This is a genomic window from Nonomuraea ferruginea, assembly GCF_039540635.1.
Classification (GTDB): Bacteria; Actinomycetota; Actinomycetes; order Streptosporangiales; family Streptosporangiaceae; genus Nonomuraea; species Nonomuraea ferruginea.
The window spans coordinates 214,741-229,144 of sequence record NZ_BAABFD010000002.1; the positions used below are offsets into that span (position 1 = coordinate 214,741).

Genomic DNA, 14,404 nt, shown 5'->3' on the forward strand with positions numbered 1-14,404 from the left:
GCGGGGCGCTGGACGACAGGTTCGGACGCTGACAAAGTTACAACCGCCCCTACCTGAAGGTCCATGCCGCCGCGCGTCTTAACATTACGATCTTGCGGTCCTTCCAGACAAATCGTGGACAGGATCCGGCCTGTTATGGATCATGTCGCCTGCTCGACCACCTGGGCCCAGCGTTCGAGCAGGATCTGCGCGGTGTCGACGTCCGACGCCTCCGCCCACAGGTCGGTCGCCGGTTCGGTGGCGGCGGGCAGGATGAGCACCCAGCTGCCGTCGTCGCCGACCACCCGCACCCCGTCGGTGGTGTCGATCCGGTGACCGTCGCCGCTCGACTCGGCCGCCTCGATGACCGAGCGCATCACCGCCCCCTTCGCCGCCCACTGCGTCGGGATCGTCCGCTTGAGCAGCTTGGCCTCGGGGATCCTGGCGTCGATCTGGCTGAGCGAGAGCCGGGTGCGGGCCACCAGCCCGAGCAGCCTCATGAACGCGGCCAGCCCGTCGATGGCCGGGCTGAACTCGGGCACCACGAAGCCGCCCCGCCCGTCGCCGGCGAAGATCATGCCGGGGTCGCCGGCGGCCGAGGTGAGCGCGTCGACGGCGGTCGAGGTCCACCGCACCTGCACGCCGTGGAAGCGGCACACCTGCTCGGCGACCCGGGTGGTGGTGACGGGCAGCGCCACCTGCCCGCCCCTGCGCTCGGCGGCCACCAGGTCGAGGACCACCAGCAGCGCCCGCTCCTCGCTGATGAGCTGGCCCTGCTCGTCCACCAGCGCGATGCGCTCCCCCACCGGGTCGAACCTGACGCCGAAGGCCGCGCGTGAGGAGCTCACGAGCTCCGACAGCCGCTGCAGGTCGCGCCGGCGCTCGGCGATCGTCTCGGTGGGCGACAGGTCGTCCAGCACCGCGTTGACGGTGAGCACCTCGATCCCGGCCCGGCCCAGCAACCGCGGCAGCACCAGCGAGGAGGTGCCGCCCGCGCAGTCGGCCACCACCTTCATCCCGCGCACGCCGGTCATGTCGACCCGGCCCAGCAGCTCGTGCGAGTAGTCCTCGACCGCCCTGGCCGGAAAGGTCAGCTCGGCGATCTCGCCGGGGAAGGCGCGGCGGAACTCCTGCCGGGAGAAGACCCGCTCAAGCTTGCGCTGGGCGCCGGGGGGCAGGTCGGCGCCGCGGTCGTCCATGATGACGATGTCGACGCTCTGCGGGTCGCCGGCGGTGGTGCGCAGCGTGATGCCGCCGGCGGCGGTGCCCCTGGCGGTGTGGAAGCGCGCCACCGGCAGCGGCGCCGCCTCGAGGTCGTGGACGTTGATCGCGCTGGCGTTGAGCGCGCCGATCACGGCCCGCTTGAGCGCCCTGGCGGCCAGCGAGGAGTCACGCGAGGTGACGACGTATTCGCCCTTCTTCAGCGTGGTGGCGTACGCGCTGGCCAGCCGGACGCAGAGCTCGGGCGTGATCTCGACGTTGACCAGCCCGCTGACCCCGCGCGGGCCGAACAGGCCGCGCTGGCCGCGCGACTCCCAGATGACGCTGGTGTTGACGACCGCGCCGGCCTCGATGGTCTTGAACGGGTAGATCTTGACCCCGCTGGAGACGTACGCCTCGGCCTCGATGACGCACTCGTCGCCGATGATCGCGTTCTCCTCGATGCGGGCGCCGCTCATCACGTCGGTGGCCTTGCCGATCACGCAGCCGCGCAGGTGGGTGCCGGGGCCGAGGTAGACGTTGTCGTGCACGATCGCGCGGTGCAGGAAGGCGCCCTCGCGCACCACCGCGTTGTTGCCGAGCACCGTGTACTCGCGCAGCTCGGCGCCGGCCTCGACCTTGGCGTACTCGCCGACGAACAGCGGCCCCTTGAGCACGGCGTCCGGCTCGACCGAGGCGGAGCCGGCCACCCAGACGCCGGGCGACACCTCGAAGCCGCCGATGTCGAGCCTGACCTTGCCGGACAGGGCGTCGGCCTGGGCCTTGCGGTAGCTGTCGTGGCTGCCGACGTCCTCCCAGTAGCCGTCGGCCACGTAGCCGTAGATGGGGGCGCCGCGCTCCAGCAGCCTGGGGAAGACGTCGGCCGACCAGTCGGCGGGCTCGCCGGTGGGGACGTCGCCCAGCACCTCGGGCTCCATGACGTAGATGCCGGTGTTGACGGTGTCGGAGAAGACCTGGCCCCAGGTGGGCTTCTCCAGGAAGCGCTGCACCCGCCCGGCCTCGTCGACGATGACGATGCCGAACTCGAGCGGGTTCGGCACCCGCTTGAGCCCGATGGTGACGAGCGCCCCCGTGTCGCGGTGGAAGCGGATCATGTCGGTCAGGTCGATGTCGGTGAGCGCGTCGCCGGAGATGACCAGGAAACGGTCGTCACGCAGCCGGGCGGCGGCGTTCTTCACGCTCCCCGCGGTGCCCAGGGGCACGTCCTCGGTCGCGTACTGCAGGCGCATGCCGAGCTCGTCGCCGTCGCCGAAGTAGTTGCGCACCAGCGCGGCCAGGAACTGCACCGTGACCACGGTCTCGGTGATGCCGTGCCGTTTGAGCAGGCGCAGCACATGTTCCATGATCGGACGGTTGACCACGGGGAGCAGGGGTTTGGGCTGGTTGGCCGTCATCGGCCGCAACCGGGTGCCTTCGCCGCCCGCCATGACAACCGCCTTCACCGCTCACTCCTTCGTGGTCGCGGTCACGAGCCGGCGCACCTGTAGCACGTACAACACGCCTGCCCACCAGTAGAGGCCCGTTCCCCACAGCGCGAACGCCCACCCGACGATGCGGGCCACTTCGGCATACCACCCCGTGTGGGAGGCAAGGAAGAGGAGAGGGAAGGCATACATGAGGTTAAACATGGCGGCCTTGCCCAGGAAATGCACCTGAAGTGCCCGATATCCATGCTTGCGGAGTACAGGGAAGGAACAGGCGACGAAGATTTCCCTGGCCAGGATCACGGCCACCAGCCACCACGGGATGATCTCCCGCACCAGCAGCGCCACAATGGTCGCGAACACGTACAACTTGTCCGCGGCCGGGTCGATCAGCCGCCCGAGCCTGCTGGTCTGGTTGAACGCGCGAGCGATCTTCCCGTCGAGCCAGTCGGTGAACCCGGCCACCGCGAGCACCCCGAGTGCCCACCCGTCGGCCCGCGGCCCCAGAGCCAGCCACAGGAACACGGGCACGCCAAGGAGACGCAGGAAGCTCAGCAGGTTGGGAACCGTCCAGATTCGGTCCTCGGCGGAAGTTTCACTCACGCCCCAGACCCTACTGCGCGAACTTCCGGCCCAGCGGGGCCGCATCCGGCCAAGCTCCCGCCGTCAGGCGCGGACGAAGTCGTGCGTGCGGCCGATCTCCGCGAATCCGAGGCGGGCGTAGAACTCCCTGGGCCAGTCGCCCGCGTCGGCCACCAGGAACACCAGCCCGGCCGCCGCGGTGGCCTCCGCCAGGAGTGAGAGCATCAGCGCGCGTGCGTGCCCCCTGCCCCGATGCGGGACGGCGGTCACCAGGTCCTCGATCTGCGCCACGCCGTCATGGACGTACAGGTCGGCGCGGGCGGCGATCTCGCCGCCGGAGCTGCGCACGCCGCGGAACCCGACCCGGCCGGCGCCGCGCAGTCTGGTCTCGGCCCGCCGGGCGAGCTGCTCGACCACCTCGTCGCCGGCGTCCGGCAGCGTCTCGCGCCAGGTCTCGCGCAGCACGGGCAGCAGCACCGCCAGGGAGAGCTCCTCGGCGTGCGGGACGCGGGGCGGGTCGCCGCGGTAGGCCATGAGCACGTTCTCCTCGTGCCGGTAGCCCGCCGCCGCGAACGCGGGCGCGAACTCCCGGCCGAGCCGGTCGTCGAGCACGCACACCATCCGGTGGCCACGCGCCCCCAGCACCTCCTCCGCCGCCGCTAGCACGGCCCGCGGGTCCTCACCGTGCCACACGACGAGCTTGTTGTCGTCGTACGAGGCCGCGTAGCGATCGTCGAGCACCCCGAAGCCACCGGGCACCGGCACCACCCGCGGCGCCCGCCGCCGCGCGAACCCGCGCAGGAACTCCTGCGCCCGCTCCCCGCTCTGTAAGCGTTCCCCGGACATCCCGTCGACTCCGTTCCCCATGGCGCTCCGAGAGCGCGTCACCTCGCCCTGAGGGGGCGCGTCAGGAGGCGGCGCGCGCGGCGTCGACGAAGGCGGCGATCAGCGCCGGGTCCTTGACGCCGGGAGCGGTCTCGACGCCGCTGGAGACGTCGACCCCCCAAGGGCGGGCGGCGGCGATCGCCTCGGCGACGTTGGACGGCGCCAGGCCGCCCGCGAGCAGCCACTGCCCCGAAGAGCGGCCGCGGACGGCCGACCAGTCCCACGGCTCGCCGGAGCCCGCCCGGGGCGCGTCGACGATGAGCATGCTCTCGTCGAAGGCGCCGCACCGCAGGTCGGCCCGCGCGTCGACGGCCCTGATCAGGGTGCGGCCGAGGTCCTTGAGCGCGGTGAAGTCGCCGTGCGGGTGGTGGCCGTGGAGCTGGACGGCCCGCACCCCGGCGGCGAGCGCCGCGGCCCGGACCGTGGCGGGGTCCTCGCCGCGGAAGACGCCCACGGTCAGCACCTCCGGCGGCACCAGGGCCCCCAGCTCGGCGGCCCGCTCGGGCGTGATCCGGCGCGAGCTGCTGGTCAGCACGAAGCCGATGGCGTCGGCGCCGGCCTCGACGGCCGCGGCCACGTGGCCGGGATCGGTCAGGCCGCAGATCTTCACGTACACAGGAACGAGATTAGCGGCGGCGGGACGCTCCCGGCGACCACGACCAGATGAGCAGCGCGGTGGCGAGCCCGGACATGACGATCCCGTTGGGCAGGTGGGCGCCGAGCATCTCCCAGGTGAAGTGCTGGCCCATCCCCGCGACGAACAGCGCGAGGCTGGCCAGGGCGGGCCAGCCGGCGCCGCGGCCCGGCCGCCACACGAGCACGGCGAAGACGATCTGCAGGAGCCCGACGAGGTGGACGAGCATCCCGGCCATCACGTGGGGCTCGGCCATCGCCCCGTCGGTGGCGACCGACTGGCCGGCGAGCGAGCCGGCCACGACGAGGCCCGCCGCCTGGGCGATGATCGTCAGCCGCAGCGCGTACAGCAGGCCGGCGTTGACCGGCTTGACGGGGGCCGAGGCGGGCGGGCGCTGGAAGAGATCCGTTTCTGACATGTCCGCAGTCCTTTCGATCGAGGACCAAGGATGCGCGCCGGGCCCGCCGGCGGTCGTCAGCCTGCCGGGCTATCCTGCCCTCCGCCGCGCGGCGGACGTACGGGGCGGAAGGACGCGTCGACGAGGCCGCTGCGGTGCGCGACCACGGCGGCCTGGATGCGGTTGCGCAGGCCGAGCTTCTCCATCGCGGAGGCGACGTGGGTCTTGACCGTGGTGACGCCGACGTACAGCTCCTCGGCGATCTCGGCGTTGGACAGGCCGGTGCCGACCAGGGCGAGCACCTCGATCTCGCGCTCGGTGAGCCCGCGCGGGGCGGCCCCGGCGGACTGCTCCCCGGCGGCCAGGAAGCGCTCGACGACGCGGCGCAGCACCGACGGGGCGAGGAGCTGCTCGCCGGCGTGGGCGCGGCGGACGGCGTCGACCATGCGCGCCGGCTCGTCGTCCTTGACCAGGAAGCCGACGGCGCCGGCGCGGAGCGCGGCGTGCACGTTGGCGTCCTCGGCGAAGGTGGTGAGCACCACGATGCGGCTGGCCGGGCGGGCGGCGAGCACCCGTTTGATCGCCTCCAGGCCGTCGACCCTGGGCATGCGCAGGTCCATGAGGATGACGTCGGGCAGGTGGCGTTCGGCCAGCCGGACGGCCTCGGCGCCGTCGTCGGCCTCGGCGACCACCTCCATGTCGCCGTCGGCCTCCAGCAGCATCCGCACGCCCGCCCGGACGAGCACCTGGTCGTCGGCGACCAGGACACGGATCACGAGGCGCTCCTGGCGGCGGGCAGGCTGGCGGCGAGCAGCCAGCCGCCGTCCTCGTCGGGGCCGGCGCTGAGGGTGCCGCCGAGGGCGCGGACCCGCTCCCGCATGCCCGCCAGCCCGCGCCCGGAGGAGGGCAGGCGCTCGATCGTGGTGGGCGGGCGGCCGTTGTGGATCTCGACGCCGACGCCGTGGCGGTCGGCGCTGACCCGGACGCGGACCTCGGTGCCGGGTCCGGCGTGTTTGAGCACGTTCGTGAGGCCTTCCTGGACGATGCGCGCGGCGGAGGCGCGGGCGACGAGCGGGGCGTGGTCGGTGCCCCGGTCGAGTTCGAGGTCCACCGCGAGGCCGGCGGCCGTCATCCGCTCGGCGGACTCGCGGATCACGTCGTTGGGGTCGGCGAGCAGGCCGGGCTGCCGGTCGGGGTCGCGTAAGAGGTCGATCAGGCCGCGCAGGTCCTCCAGCACCTGGTGGCCGGTCTCGCGGATGTCGGTGAGCGCGTCGGCGACCGGGCCGTCGGGGGCGGTGTAGCGGGCGGCGCCGGCCCGCAGCACCATCGCGCCGACGTGGTGGGCGACGATGTCGTGCACGTCGCGGGCGATGCGCTCGCGCTCGGCGAGTTGGTCGGCGCGCATCTGGGCGACGGTGAGCCGGGTGGACTCGCGCACCCGCAGCCGCTCGGCCGCGGCGGCGGCCTGCTTGACGCCGAGGTAGCGGCCGATCGCGACCGGGGTGAGGACGAGCGCGCACACGACGGCGGCGCGGAAGAAGGTGGTCTCGGTGTCGGGGCCGACGACGGCGACCCCGGCCAGCAGGCAGGTGGCCAGGTAGGCGGCGGCCGTCCACCCCCAGGAGGCGACCCGCATGGCGAACACGCCGAGGGCGATGAGGAGCAGCACCAGGCTGGTGCTGACCACCTGGGGGAGGTAGGTGTCGGCGAGGACGACGAGGATGCAGTGGAACAGGAAGACGAGCCCCGGCATGCGCCTGGCCACGCCGAGCGCCAGCCCGGCGGCGACCGCGAGCACGCCTGTCATCCAGGCCGGCTGGGGCCCTGAGTGCCAGCTCGTCCAGGTGCTCAGCATGGTGTAGGCCAGGCCGCCGGCGGCGAGCAGCACGTCGGGGGTGACGTCGCGGTGCTCCAGCTCGCCCACCGGGCCGCGCAGGTAGCCGCCGACCACGGCCGGGAAGATCGCGACGCCCGCGCAGTAGAGCCCGGTCCTGAGCGAGAAGGCGGCGCCGGGGTCGACCAGGTTGACGGCGGTGGCGACGCCCGCCGCGACCATGGCCACCGCGATGGAGCGCCAGCGCTCCCGGTAGGCGGTGAGCCCGACGGCGACCAGCAGCAGCATCTGGGCGGTGTTGGAGCTGTAGGCCCCCATCTGGTCGGTGAGGACGAGGGCGCCCGCGAGCCACAGCGCGGCCACGAGCGGCCGGCGCCGCACCAGCCCGAGGGGGACGCCGACCAGCAGCGCCAGGGGGACGATCGTGTACTGCGGTGCGAGCTCCCCGAGCCGCGCCTGACCGGACATCAGCAGGTCCAGGCTGACGCCCGCGGCGGCGAGGAGCAGGTCGAACGGCACACCGCGCCAACGCCAGCTCATGGCACCCAAGGTATCGAGCGGGGCCTTCCGGACAGTCCTCCCGGCGGAGGATGCCTCCTCCTCCAAGTGGCCGATTCTTCGTCCCCCAGGCGGAGACGCGCATGGGATCCGGACCCTTACCTTTGAGTCATGTCCAACGACACCACGCTGCTTCTGCGCCAGTTCCTGCGTTCGCCCGCCACGATAGGGGCGCTGGTGCCCAGTTCGCAGCGGCTGGCCGCGGCGGTGTGCGCGCCGGTGCCCGAGCGCGGCGAGCCGACCGTGGTGGAGCTGGGGCCGGGCACGGGCCCGTTCACCGCCGAGATCCAGCGCAGGCTGGCCGGTCGCGGCCATCATCTGGCGGTGGAGCTCAACGAGACGATGGCCGCGCTGCTGGCCGAGCGCTTCCCCGCCGTGGACGTGGTGAACGGCGACGCCGCCAAGCTGTCCGCGCTGCTGGCCGAGCGCAACCTTGGACAGGCGGACGTGGTGGTCAGCGGGCTGCCGTGGGCGGCGTTCCCGAAAGGGCTGCAGCTGACGCTGATGGGCGCGGTGACGTCGGTGATGAGCCACGCGGGCGCGTTCACCACCTTCTCGTACGTGCACGCGATCCCGCTGAGCCGGGCGCGGCGCTTCCGGACGCTGCTGGCCGAGCGGTTCGAGGAAGTGGTGGCCGGGCGGACGGTGTGGCGCAACGCCCCTCCGGCGTTCGTCTTCCACGCGCGCAGGCCTCGCCCGCGAACAGAGCTTTCTTCTACCATGGACTGATGGATTTCACTCTCCCGGAGAGCGCGCTCGCGGTTCAGCGTGGCATCGCCGACATCTGCGCCCGCTACGACCTCGACTACTGGCAGCGGTGCGAGAGTGAGAAGCGCTGGCCGCAGGAGGTGTGGGAAGAGCTCGGCAAGGGCGGCTGGCTGGGCCTGGCGGTGCCCGAGCGCTTCGGCGGCGGCGGGCAGGGCCTGCTGGAGCTGGCCGTGGCGACCGAGACGATCTCGGCGTCCGGCGCGGCGGGCGGATCGGCCTTCACGTACGTGCTCACGCCCGGTTTCGGGGCGCTGACCCTGACCCGCCACGGCACCGACCGGCAGCGGGAGGAGCTGCTGCCGCGGCTGGCCACCGGCGAGCTGGAGACGTGCTTCGCGCTGACCGAGCCCGACGCGGGCTCCAACTCGCTGGCGATCACCACGTCGGCCCGCCGCGAAGGCGACGAGTTCGTGATCAACGGCCAGAAGATCTGGATCACCGGCGTGCAGCGGGCCGCCTGGATGCTGCTGGTCACCCGGACGGTCCCGGCGGCCGAGGCCAGGCCGCGGTCCCACGGGCTGACGGTGTTCCTGGTGAACGTGCCGGAGGCGGTCGCCGCCGGGCGGCTGTCGTTCCAGCCGATCCCCAAGATGGGCGCCAACACGACACCGTCCAACATGGTGTTCATCGACGACCTGCGGGTGCCGGCCGCGAACGTGGTCGGCGAGGTCGACCAGGGCGCGGCGGTGCTGTGGGACATACTCAACCCCGAGCGCGTCCTGCTGGCGGCCTCCGCGCTGGGCGGCGCCGAGGTGGCGCTGCGGGTGGCCGTGCAGTACGCCAAGGAGCGCGAGGTGTTCGGCCGGCCGATCGGCGCCAACCAGGCGGTGGCGTTCCCGCTCGCCCAGGTGAAGGCGAAGATCGAGCTGGCCCGGCTGATGATCTACAAGGCGGCGTGGTCGTTCGACCGGCGCCTGCCGTGCGGCACCGAGGCCAACATCGCCAAGCTGACCGCCTCCCAGGCCGCCTGGGAGGCCGCCGACGCCGCTTTCCAGACGCACGGCGGCATGGCGTACTCGCTGGAGTATCCGGTGGCCCGGCTGCTCGCCGACGCCCGGATCGGGAGGGTGGCACCCGTGACCGAGGAGCTTCTGCTCAACTACCTCGCGACGCAGGTGCTCGGCCTCCCGCGCGGTTTCTGACCGCCACCCGGCGCTGACCGCGGCGGGCCGCTGCTTCGTCCCCCGAGGCGGCGTTCTCGGCCCCGGCCGACAGGCTCGCCGTGCGGTCTGCCATGCGTTCCATGCCTTGGCGACTACCCCGGCCACGGCGCCGAAACCCCCCTCAGGTGAAGCGGGGCGGACGCTTCTCGCGCAGCGCGCGGAGCCCCTCGGCGGCGTCGGGGCCGGTGAAACCGAGGAACTCCATGGCGAGCGAGGCGTCGAACGCGGGCCCGGCCATCCGCAGCCAGTTGTTGAGCGCGTACTTGGTGAGCCTGATGGCCTCCTGCGAGCCCGCGGCGAGCTTGGCCGCGATCTCCATGGCGGTGTCGTGCACGGCGTCGTCGTCGACGCAGAGGCTGACCAGGCCCATCTTCTCGGCCTGCTCGCCGGTGACGGGCTCGCACAGCAGCAGGTGGTACTTGGCCTTGGCCATGCCGCACAGCAGCGGCCAGATGATGGCGGCGTGGTCGCCCGCGGCGACGCCGAGCCGGGTGTGGCCGTCGATGATGCGGGCGGTGCGGCCCGCGACCGAGATGTCGGCGAGCAGGGCGACGGCCAGCCCGGCGCCCACGGCCGGCCCCTGGATGGCCGAGACTACGGGCTTGGCGCAGTTGAGCACGTTGTAGACGATGTCGCGGGCCTCGGCGAAGACGCGCAGCCGGGTGTCGTGGTCGCGGGTCATCTCCTCGATCATGGACAGGTCGCCGCCGGCGGAGAACGCCTCGCCCTCGCCCCGGATGACCACGGCCCTGACGGAGTCGTCGCGGTCGGCGTCGCGCCAGATCTCGGCCAGCTCGCGGTGGCCGGTGCGGTCGACGGCGTTGAGCCTGCGCGGCTCGCTGATGGTGATCCGCAGCACGCCGTCGGCGGGGGTGTCGGTCTTGAGCCGCTCGTAGGTCACAGCGACTCCTTGAGCCGGGCGGCGATGTACTCGCGGGCCTCGGCCGCCTGGTCGAACAGCCGCGGCAGGGCGAAGAAGCTGTGGACCGCGCCGTCGAAGCGGCGCAGCTCGACCGGCACGCCCTCCTCGGCGAGCCGGGCGGCGTAGCGTTCGCCCTCGTCGCGCAGCACGTCGCACTCGGCGGTCACCACGGTGGCCGGGGGCAGCCCGGCGCATGAGGCCAGCCGCAGCGGCGACAGGCGCGGGTCGCCGGGGTCGGCCCCGGCGGCGTACTGGCGCAGGAACCAGGCCGACTCGGCGGCGTCCAGGCCGTAGCCCTCGGCGAACTCGCGGTAGCTGAGGGTGTCCATCAGCGCGTCGAGCATCGGGTAGACCAGCACCTGGTGGGCCAGGCGGAGCCCGGCGTCGCGGGCCTGCCAGGCCGCCACCGCGGCGAGGTTGCCGCCGGCGCTGTCGCCGATCACCGCCACCTTGCCGTCGCACTGGTAGAAGGCGGGCCGGGCGAAGACGTCGCGCACGACGGTCCAGGCGTCGTCGGCGGCGGCCGGGAACGGGTGCTCGGGCGCGAGCCGGTAGTCGACCGAGACGACCACGGCGCCGGTGCGAATGGCCAGGTCGCGGCCGAGTGCGTCGTTGCGCTTGACGCTGCCGAAGACGAACCCGCCGCCGTGGAAGTAGACGACGACGGGCAGCGGCTCGTCACCGCGGTCGGCGCGGTAGATGCGGATGGGCACGCCCTCGGCCGTCTCGTCGCGGACCGAGGGCAGCTGCGTGAGCGGCCCGCGCTGGGCCGCGAGGCCGTCGACGGCGCGCATCTCCCGGATCCGCTCCAGATCGAGCGTGGCCGGGTCGACGCCCAGGTCAGACGGGTAGGCGGCGATGTACGCGCGTGCCTGGGGATGCAGCGACATGATCGAAGCCTAGCGGGCCGCCTCCACGAGCGCATCGAACAGGCCGTTGCCCTTCCCGCCGTCGCCGGTCTCGCGCTCCGGGTGCCACTGCACGCCCACGCCGAACCGGTGGCCCTGCAGCTCGATGCCCTCCACGATCTGGTCGTCCGCCCAGGCCACGGCCAGCAGCCCGGTGCCGAGCCGGCGCACCGACTGGGTGTGCGGGGCGACGGCCTTCACGTGGTCGCCGACGGCCTTGCCGAGCTTGCTCGACACGCTCACCTGGATGCGGTGCGGGGCGCCCGGCTCGTTGTGCCGCTCGCTCTCCAGCATCTCGGGCAGCCACGGGATGAGGCTGCCGCCCTGGGCCACGTTGAGCACGTGCATGCCGCGGGCGATGCCCAGGACGGGGATGTCGGCCTGCACGGCGGCCCTGGCCAGGGCCAGCTCGAACCGGTCGCGGTGCGGCTGCGGCTCGGGGGCGCGCGGGTCCTGCTCGTCGCCGTAGGCGGCCGCGCCCACCTCGGTGCCGCCGGTCAGCACGACGCCGCGCAGCCCGCTGACGTAGGCGGCGATGGCGTGGGAGTTGATCGGCGGCAGCACGACCGGCGCGCCGCCGGCCCTTTCGATCGCTCTGGCGTACGAGGGCGGGGAGAGCACGGCCTCCCGTACGTAGTCATCCCAGCGGGCGGCTTCGAAGTAGGCGGTGACGCCTATCAGCGGTCGGGACATGCGATCTCCAGGGGAGCGTTGTGCAGGGGTGGCCTGGGGCGCAGGCACATGCCCCATCATGGCGCACACCATTTCGGTTATGTCGCTTGTCCCACAAGTCTCCTGGGGGCTGCCCCTCTGGAGCCCGCCGTCCGGTCCCGCGGCGGGGCGGGCGGGGTGAGCCGGAGCAGGGCGGCGGGACGGGCAGACCGCCCGGCAATCCGCCCAAATCCCGAAATTTCATTATGAAAGGCGAATACAACTCCTATTCGCGTTCAATACTCGAAATACAGCCCCGGCAAGATGGGGAAAATAATGTGACCGTTACTGAAAGTTCAGATGTGCACCTCATTGGGTGAATCGGTTGTGAGGTTACAGAGGCGGTGTAACACTGGATTTCGAGCGATCGGATGTGCCGGGGCATACCGGACGCTCGTCACCCGGAGCCGCCAGGGAGGTGGGACGACACGACCGGAATAACTTTCCGGCCAATAGGACGGGTTGGGTATATGTCATTGAATCCGCGCCTGGTCAAGGAGAGCTTCTCCATCATCGAGCCGGTGGCCGACAAGGCGGCCGCCTACTTCTACGGCAGGCTGTTCGCGGAGAGCCCGCACCTTCGCGGGATGTTCCCGCCGGCCATGGACGTGCAGCGCGACCGGCTCTTCAGCGCGCTGGCCCGCATCGTGTGGAGCGTCGACAGCCCGGAGAGCATGCGCTCGTTCCTGGGCCAGTTGGGGAGGGACCATCGCAAGTACGGAGTGGTCGCCGAGCACTACACCGCCATCGGCAGCGCCCTGGTCGCCACCGTCCGGCGCTTCGCCGCCGACATCTGGAACGCCGAGATCGAGGCCGCGTGGGTGTCGGCGTACACCGCCGCGGCCAATCTGATGATCGAGGCGGCCGAGGCCGACGCCGGGGTCTCCCCCGCCTGGTGGCTGGCGGAGGTGCTGGACCACGAGCGCCCCCACGACGACATCGCGATCCTCACCCTGCGCCCCACCCAGCGGCTGCCGTTCACGCCGGGCCAGTACGTCAACGTGCAGACCTCACGCTGGCCGAGAGTGTGGCGGACGTACTCGATCGCGAACGCGCCGCGCCCGGACAACGCGCTCCGGCTGCACGTGCGCGCGGTGCCCGGCGGCTGGGTGTCCACCACGCTCGTCCGCGACACGCGCATCGGCGACACGGTCATGCTCGGGCCGCCGATGGGCACCATGACGCCGCCCGAGCGCGGCGTGCGGGACCTGCTGTTCGTGGCCGGCGGCACCGGGCTGGCACCGCTGAAGGCGATCATCGAGCAGGTGATCGCCTCCGGCTGCCGCCCTTCCATGCACCTGCTGTTCGGCGCGCGCACCTCGGCCGAGCTGTACGACCTGCAGGACCTGATCCGGCTGGAGTCCTCGTTCCCGTGGTTGCGGGTGCTGCCCGTGGTGTCGGACGAGCCGGGCTACGAGGGGATGCGCGGCCGCCTGCCGGACGTGACGCGCCGCTTCCACTCCTGGGCCGAGCACGAGGTGTACGTGTGCGGGCCGCCCTCCATGGTCACCGAGACCGTACGCAACCTGCAGGCCGACGGGGTGCCGCCGGCGCGCATCCACCGGGACGTGGTGCACGGCGAGCGGTGATCAGCGGAACGCCGCCGCGGTCTCGTCGTCGGCCGGCCAGAACGTCTCGATGGCCAGCTCGGAGACCGTCACCTCCACGGGCGTGCCGAAGGTCGCGATCGTGGTGAACATGGACAGCACGCGGTCGCCGTGCCTGATCCGCAGCGGCAGGAGGATGTCGCCGGGGCCGGGCACGTGCGCCACGTTCAGGTCCACCCCCGGATACCGGTAGGCGGCCAGCTCGTCGTGCAGCTCGGCCAGCCGCCCGTCGCCGGACATCTCGGCCTGCCTGCGCAGCCGGTGCAGCAGGTGGGCGCGGACCTCGGCCAGGTTCAGCAGCCGCCCGCCCATCGCCTCCGGGTGCAGCGACAGCCGCATCACGTTGACCGGTTCCTCCAGCAGCTCGGCCGGGACCCCCGCCATGAACATCCCGGCCGCCGGGTTGGCCGCCACCAGGTTCCAGGCGGCGTCCACGACCAGCGCCGGGTACGGCTCGTGCCCGGCCAGGATCGTGTCGAGCGCCTGCCGTACGACGTGCATCTCGGGCGCGCGCACCGCGCGCTCGGCGAACACCGGCGCGAACCCGGCCGCGATCAGCAGCCTGTTGCGGTGCCGCAGCGGCACCTCCAGCTCCTCCGCCAGCTTCATCACCATCTCCCTGCTGGGCCGGGCGCGCCCGGTCTCCAGGAAGCTGATGTGCCGGGCGGAGACGTCCGCCTCGATCGCCAGGTCGAGCTGGCTGACCCGGCGCCGCTGCCGCCACGATCGCAACAAATCACCAAAAGCCTCTTCTTGTACGGCCACAGCTCCCATGTCCCGATACGTTAGCGACAAAGGGGGAAGTGCCACG

14 protein-coding genes are annotated in these 14,404 nt (G+C 72.3%); 3 read left to right on the top strand and 11 right to left on the bottom strand.

Annotated features, from left to right (window positions below; genetic code table 11):
* Positions 1 to 140: 140 nt before the first annotated feature.
* From ABD999_RS04330 to ABD999_RS04360, 7 genes are all read right to left on the bottom strand, one after another.
* Positions 141 to 2,642 carry a mannose-1-phosphate guanyltransferase gene (locus ABD999_RS04330; RefSeq protein ID WP_219544407.1) on the bottom strand — a complete coding sequence of 834 codons (2,502 nt, stop codon included), beginning with the start codon at positions 2,640 to 2,642 and terminating at the stop codon, positions 141 to 143.
* Between the two features lie 3 nt (positions 2,643 to 2,645).
* Positions 2,646 to 3,227 (bottom strand): cardiolipin synthase ClsA, encoded by a 582-nt coding sequence (gene clsA / locus ABD999_RS04335; protein WP_261808589.1) that lies wholly within the window; start codon positions 3,225 to 3,227, stop codon positions 2,646 to 2,648.
* Between the two features lie 63 nt (positions 3,228 to 3,290).
* The gene (locus tag ABD999_RS04340; protein ID WP_271276567.1) at positions 3,291 to 4,052 is read right to left on the bottom strand and encodes a GNAT family N-acetyltransferase; all 762 of its coding nucleotides are present in this window, start codon (positions 4,050 to 4,052) and stop codon (positions 3,291 to 3,293) included.
* A 61-nt stretch (positions 4,053 to 4,113) separates the two neighbouring features.
* Positions 4,114 to 4,707: a phosphoribosylanthranilate isomerase gene (locus tag ABD999_RS04345; RefSeq protein ID WP_271276566.1), complete on the bottom strand. Its 594-nt coding sequence runs from the start codon at positions 4,705 to 4,707 to the stop codon at positions 4,114 to 4,116.
* Between the two features lie 10 nt (positions 4,708 to 4,717).
* Positions 4,718 to 5,143 (bottom strand): hypothetical protein, encoded by a 426-nt coding sequence (locus tag ABD999_RS04350; protein ID WP_148031970.1) that lies wholly within the window; start codon positions 5,141 to 5,143, stop codon positions 4,718 to 4,720.
* Between the two features lie 56 nt (positions 5,144 to 5,199).
* Positions 5,200 to 5,898, bottom strand: coding sequence for a response regulator (locus ABD999_RS04355; protein WP_271276565.1), 699 nt, complete (start codon positions 5,896 to 5,898; stop codon positions 5,200 to 5,202).
* Positions 5,895 to 7,496, bottom strand: coding sequence for a sensor histidine kinase (locus ABD999_RS04360; protein ID WP_271276564.1), 1,602 nt, complete (start codon positions 7,494 to 7,496; stop codon positions 5,895 to 5,897). Before ABD999_RS04360 ends, ABD999_RS04355 begins: the two co-directional genes overlap by 4 nt.
* 129 nt (positions 7,497 to 7,625) lie before the next feature.
* Between ABD999_RS04360 and ABD999_RS04365 the strand changes: the two genes are divergently transcribed.
* Together ABD999_RS04365 and ABD999_RS04370 are read left to right on the top strand one after the other, a co-directional pair.
* Positions 7,626 to 8,243, top strand: coding sequence for a class I SAM-dependent methyltransferase (locus ABD999_RS04365; protein WP_271276563.1), 618 nt, complete (start codon positions 7,626 to 7,628; stop codon positions 8,241 to 8,243).
* Complete coding sequence (locus ABD999_RS04370; protein ID WP_219544403.1) at positions 8,243 to 9,424, top strand: acyl-CoA dehydrogenase family protein; 1,182 nt, start codon at positions 8,243 to 8,245, stop codon at positions 9,422 to 9,424. Before ABD999_RS04365 ends, ABD999_RS04370 begins: the two co-directional genes overlap by 1 nt.
* A gap of 142 nt (positions 9,425 to 9,566) precedes the next feature.
* On the opposite strand, the gene ABD999_RS04375 is transcribed toward ABD999_RS04370, so the two are convergent.
* Genes ABD999_RS04375 through ABD999_RS04385 form a run of 3 tightly spaced genes read right to left on the bottom strand, consistent with a single transcriptional unit; the run spans position 9,567 to position 11,968 of the window.
* Positions 9,567 to 10,346: an enoyl-CoA hydratase/isomerase family protein gene (locus ABD999_RS04375; RefSeq protein ID WP_148031974.1), complete on the bottom strand. Its 780-nt coding sequence runs from the start codon at positions 10,344 to 10,346 to the stop codon at positions 9,567 to 9,569.
* Positions 10,343 to 11,257 (bottom strand): alpha/beta hydrolase, encoded by a 915-nt coding sequence (locus ABD999_RS04380; protein ID WP_271276562.1) that lies wholly within the window; start codon positions 11,255 to 11,257, stop codon positions 10,343 to 10,345. The genes ABD999_RS04375 and ABD999_RS04380 overlap by 4 nt, the downstream gene beginning before the upstream one ends.
* Before the next feature lie 9 nt (positions 11,258 to 11,266).
* Positions 11,267 to 11,968 carry a gamma-glutamyl-gamma-aminobutyrate hydrolase family protein gene (locus ABD999_RS04385; protein ID WP_271276561.1) on the bottom strand — a complete coding sequence of 234 codons (702 nt, stop codon included), beginning with the start codon at positions 11,966 to 11,968 and terminating at the stop codon, positions 11,267 to 11,269.
* A 488-nt stretch (positions 11,969 to 12,456) separates the two neighbouring features.
* On the opposite strand from ABD999_RS04385, the gene ABD999_RS04390 reads away from it, so the two are divergent.
* Positions 12,457 to 13,575 (top strand): globin domain-containing protein, encoded by a 1,119-nt coding sequence (locus ABD999_RS04390; RefSeq protein WP_219544399.1) that lies wholly within the window; start codon positions 12,457 to 12,459, stop codon positions 13,573 to 13,575.
* Here the strand turns inward: ABD999_RS04390 and ABD999_RS04395 are convergent, their stop codons facing one another.
* Entirely contained in the window at positions 13,576 to 14,367 is a 792-nt protein-coding gene (locus ABD999_RS04395; protein WP_187281192.1) for a helix-turn-helix domain-containing protein, read from the bottom strand.
* Positions 14,368 to 14,404 lie beyond the last annotated feature (37 nt).

Coding starts and splice junctions, on each gene's coding strand:
- ABD999_RS04350 (WP_148031970.1), bottom strand. CDS start 5,143: ATGTCAGAAACGGATCTCTTCCAGCGCCCGCCCGCCTCGGCCCCCGTC.
- ABD999_RS04340 (WP_271276567.1), bottom strand. CDS start 4,052: ATGTCCGGGGAACGCTTACAGAGCGGGGAGCGGGCGCAGGAGTTCCTG.
- ABD999_RS04365 (WP_271276563.1), top strand. CDS start 7,626: ATGTCCAACGACACCACGCTGCTTCTGCGCCAGTTCCTGCGTTCGCCC.
- ABD999_RS04380 (WP_271276562.1), bottom strand. CDS start 11,257: ATGTCGCTGCATCCCCAGGCACGCGCGTACATCGCCGCCTACCCGTCT.
- ABD999_RS04395 (WP_187281192.1), bottom strand. CDS start 14,367: ATGGGAGCTGTGGCCGTACAAGAAGAGGCTTTTGGTGATTTGTTGCGA.
- ABD999_RS04385 (WP_271276561.1), bottom strand. CDS start 11,968: ATGTCCCGACCGCTGATAGGCGTCACCGCCTACTTCGAAGCCGCCCGC.
- ABD999_RS04390 (WP_219544399.1), top strand. CDS start 12,457: ATGTCATTGAATCCGCGCCTGGTCAAGGAGAGCTTCTCCATCATCGAG.
- ABD999_RS04360 (WP_271276564.1), bottom strand. CDS start 7,496: ATGAGCTGGCGTTGGCGCGGTGTGCCGTTCGACCTGCTCCTCGCCGCC.
- ABD999_RS04370 (WP_219544403.1), top strand. CDS start 8,243: ATGGATTTCACTCTCCCGGAGAGCGCGCTCGCGGTTCAGCGTGGCATC.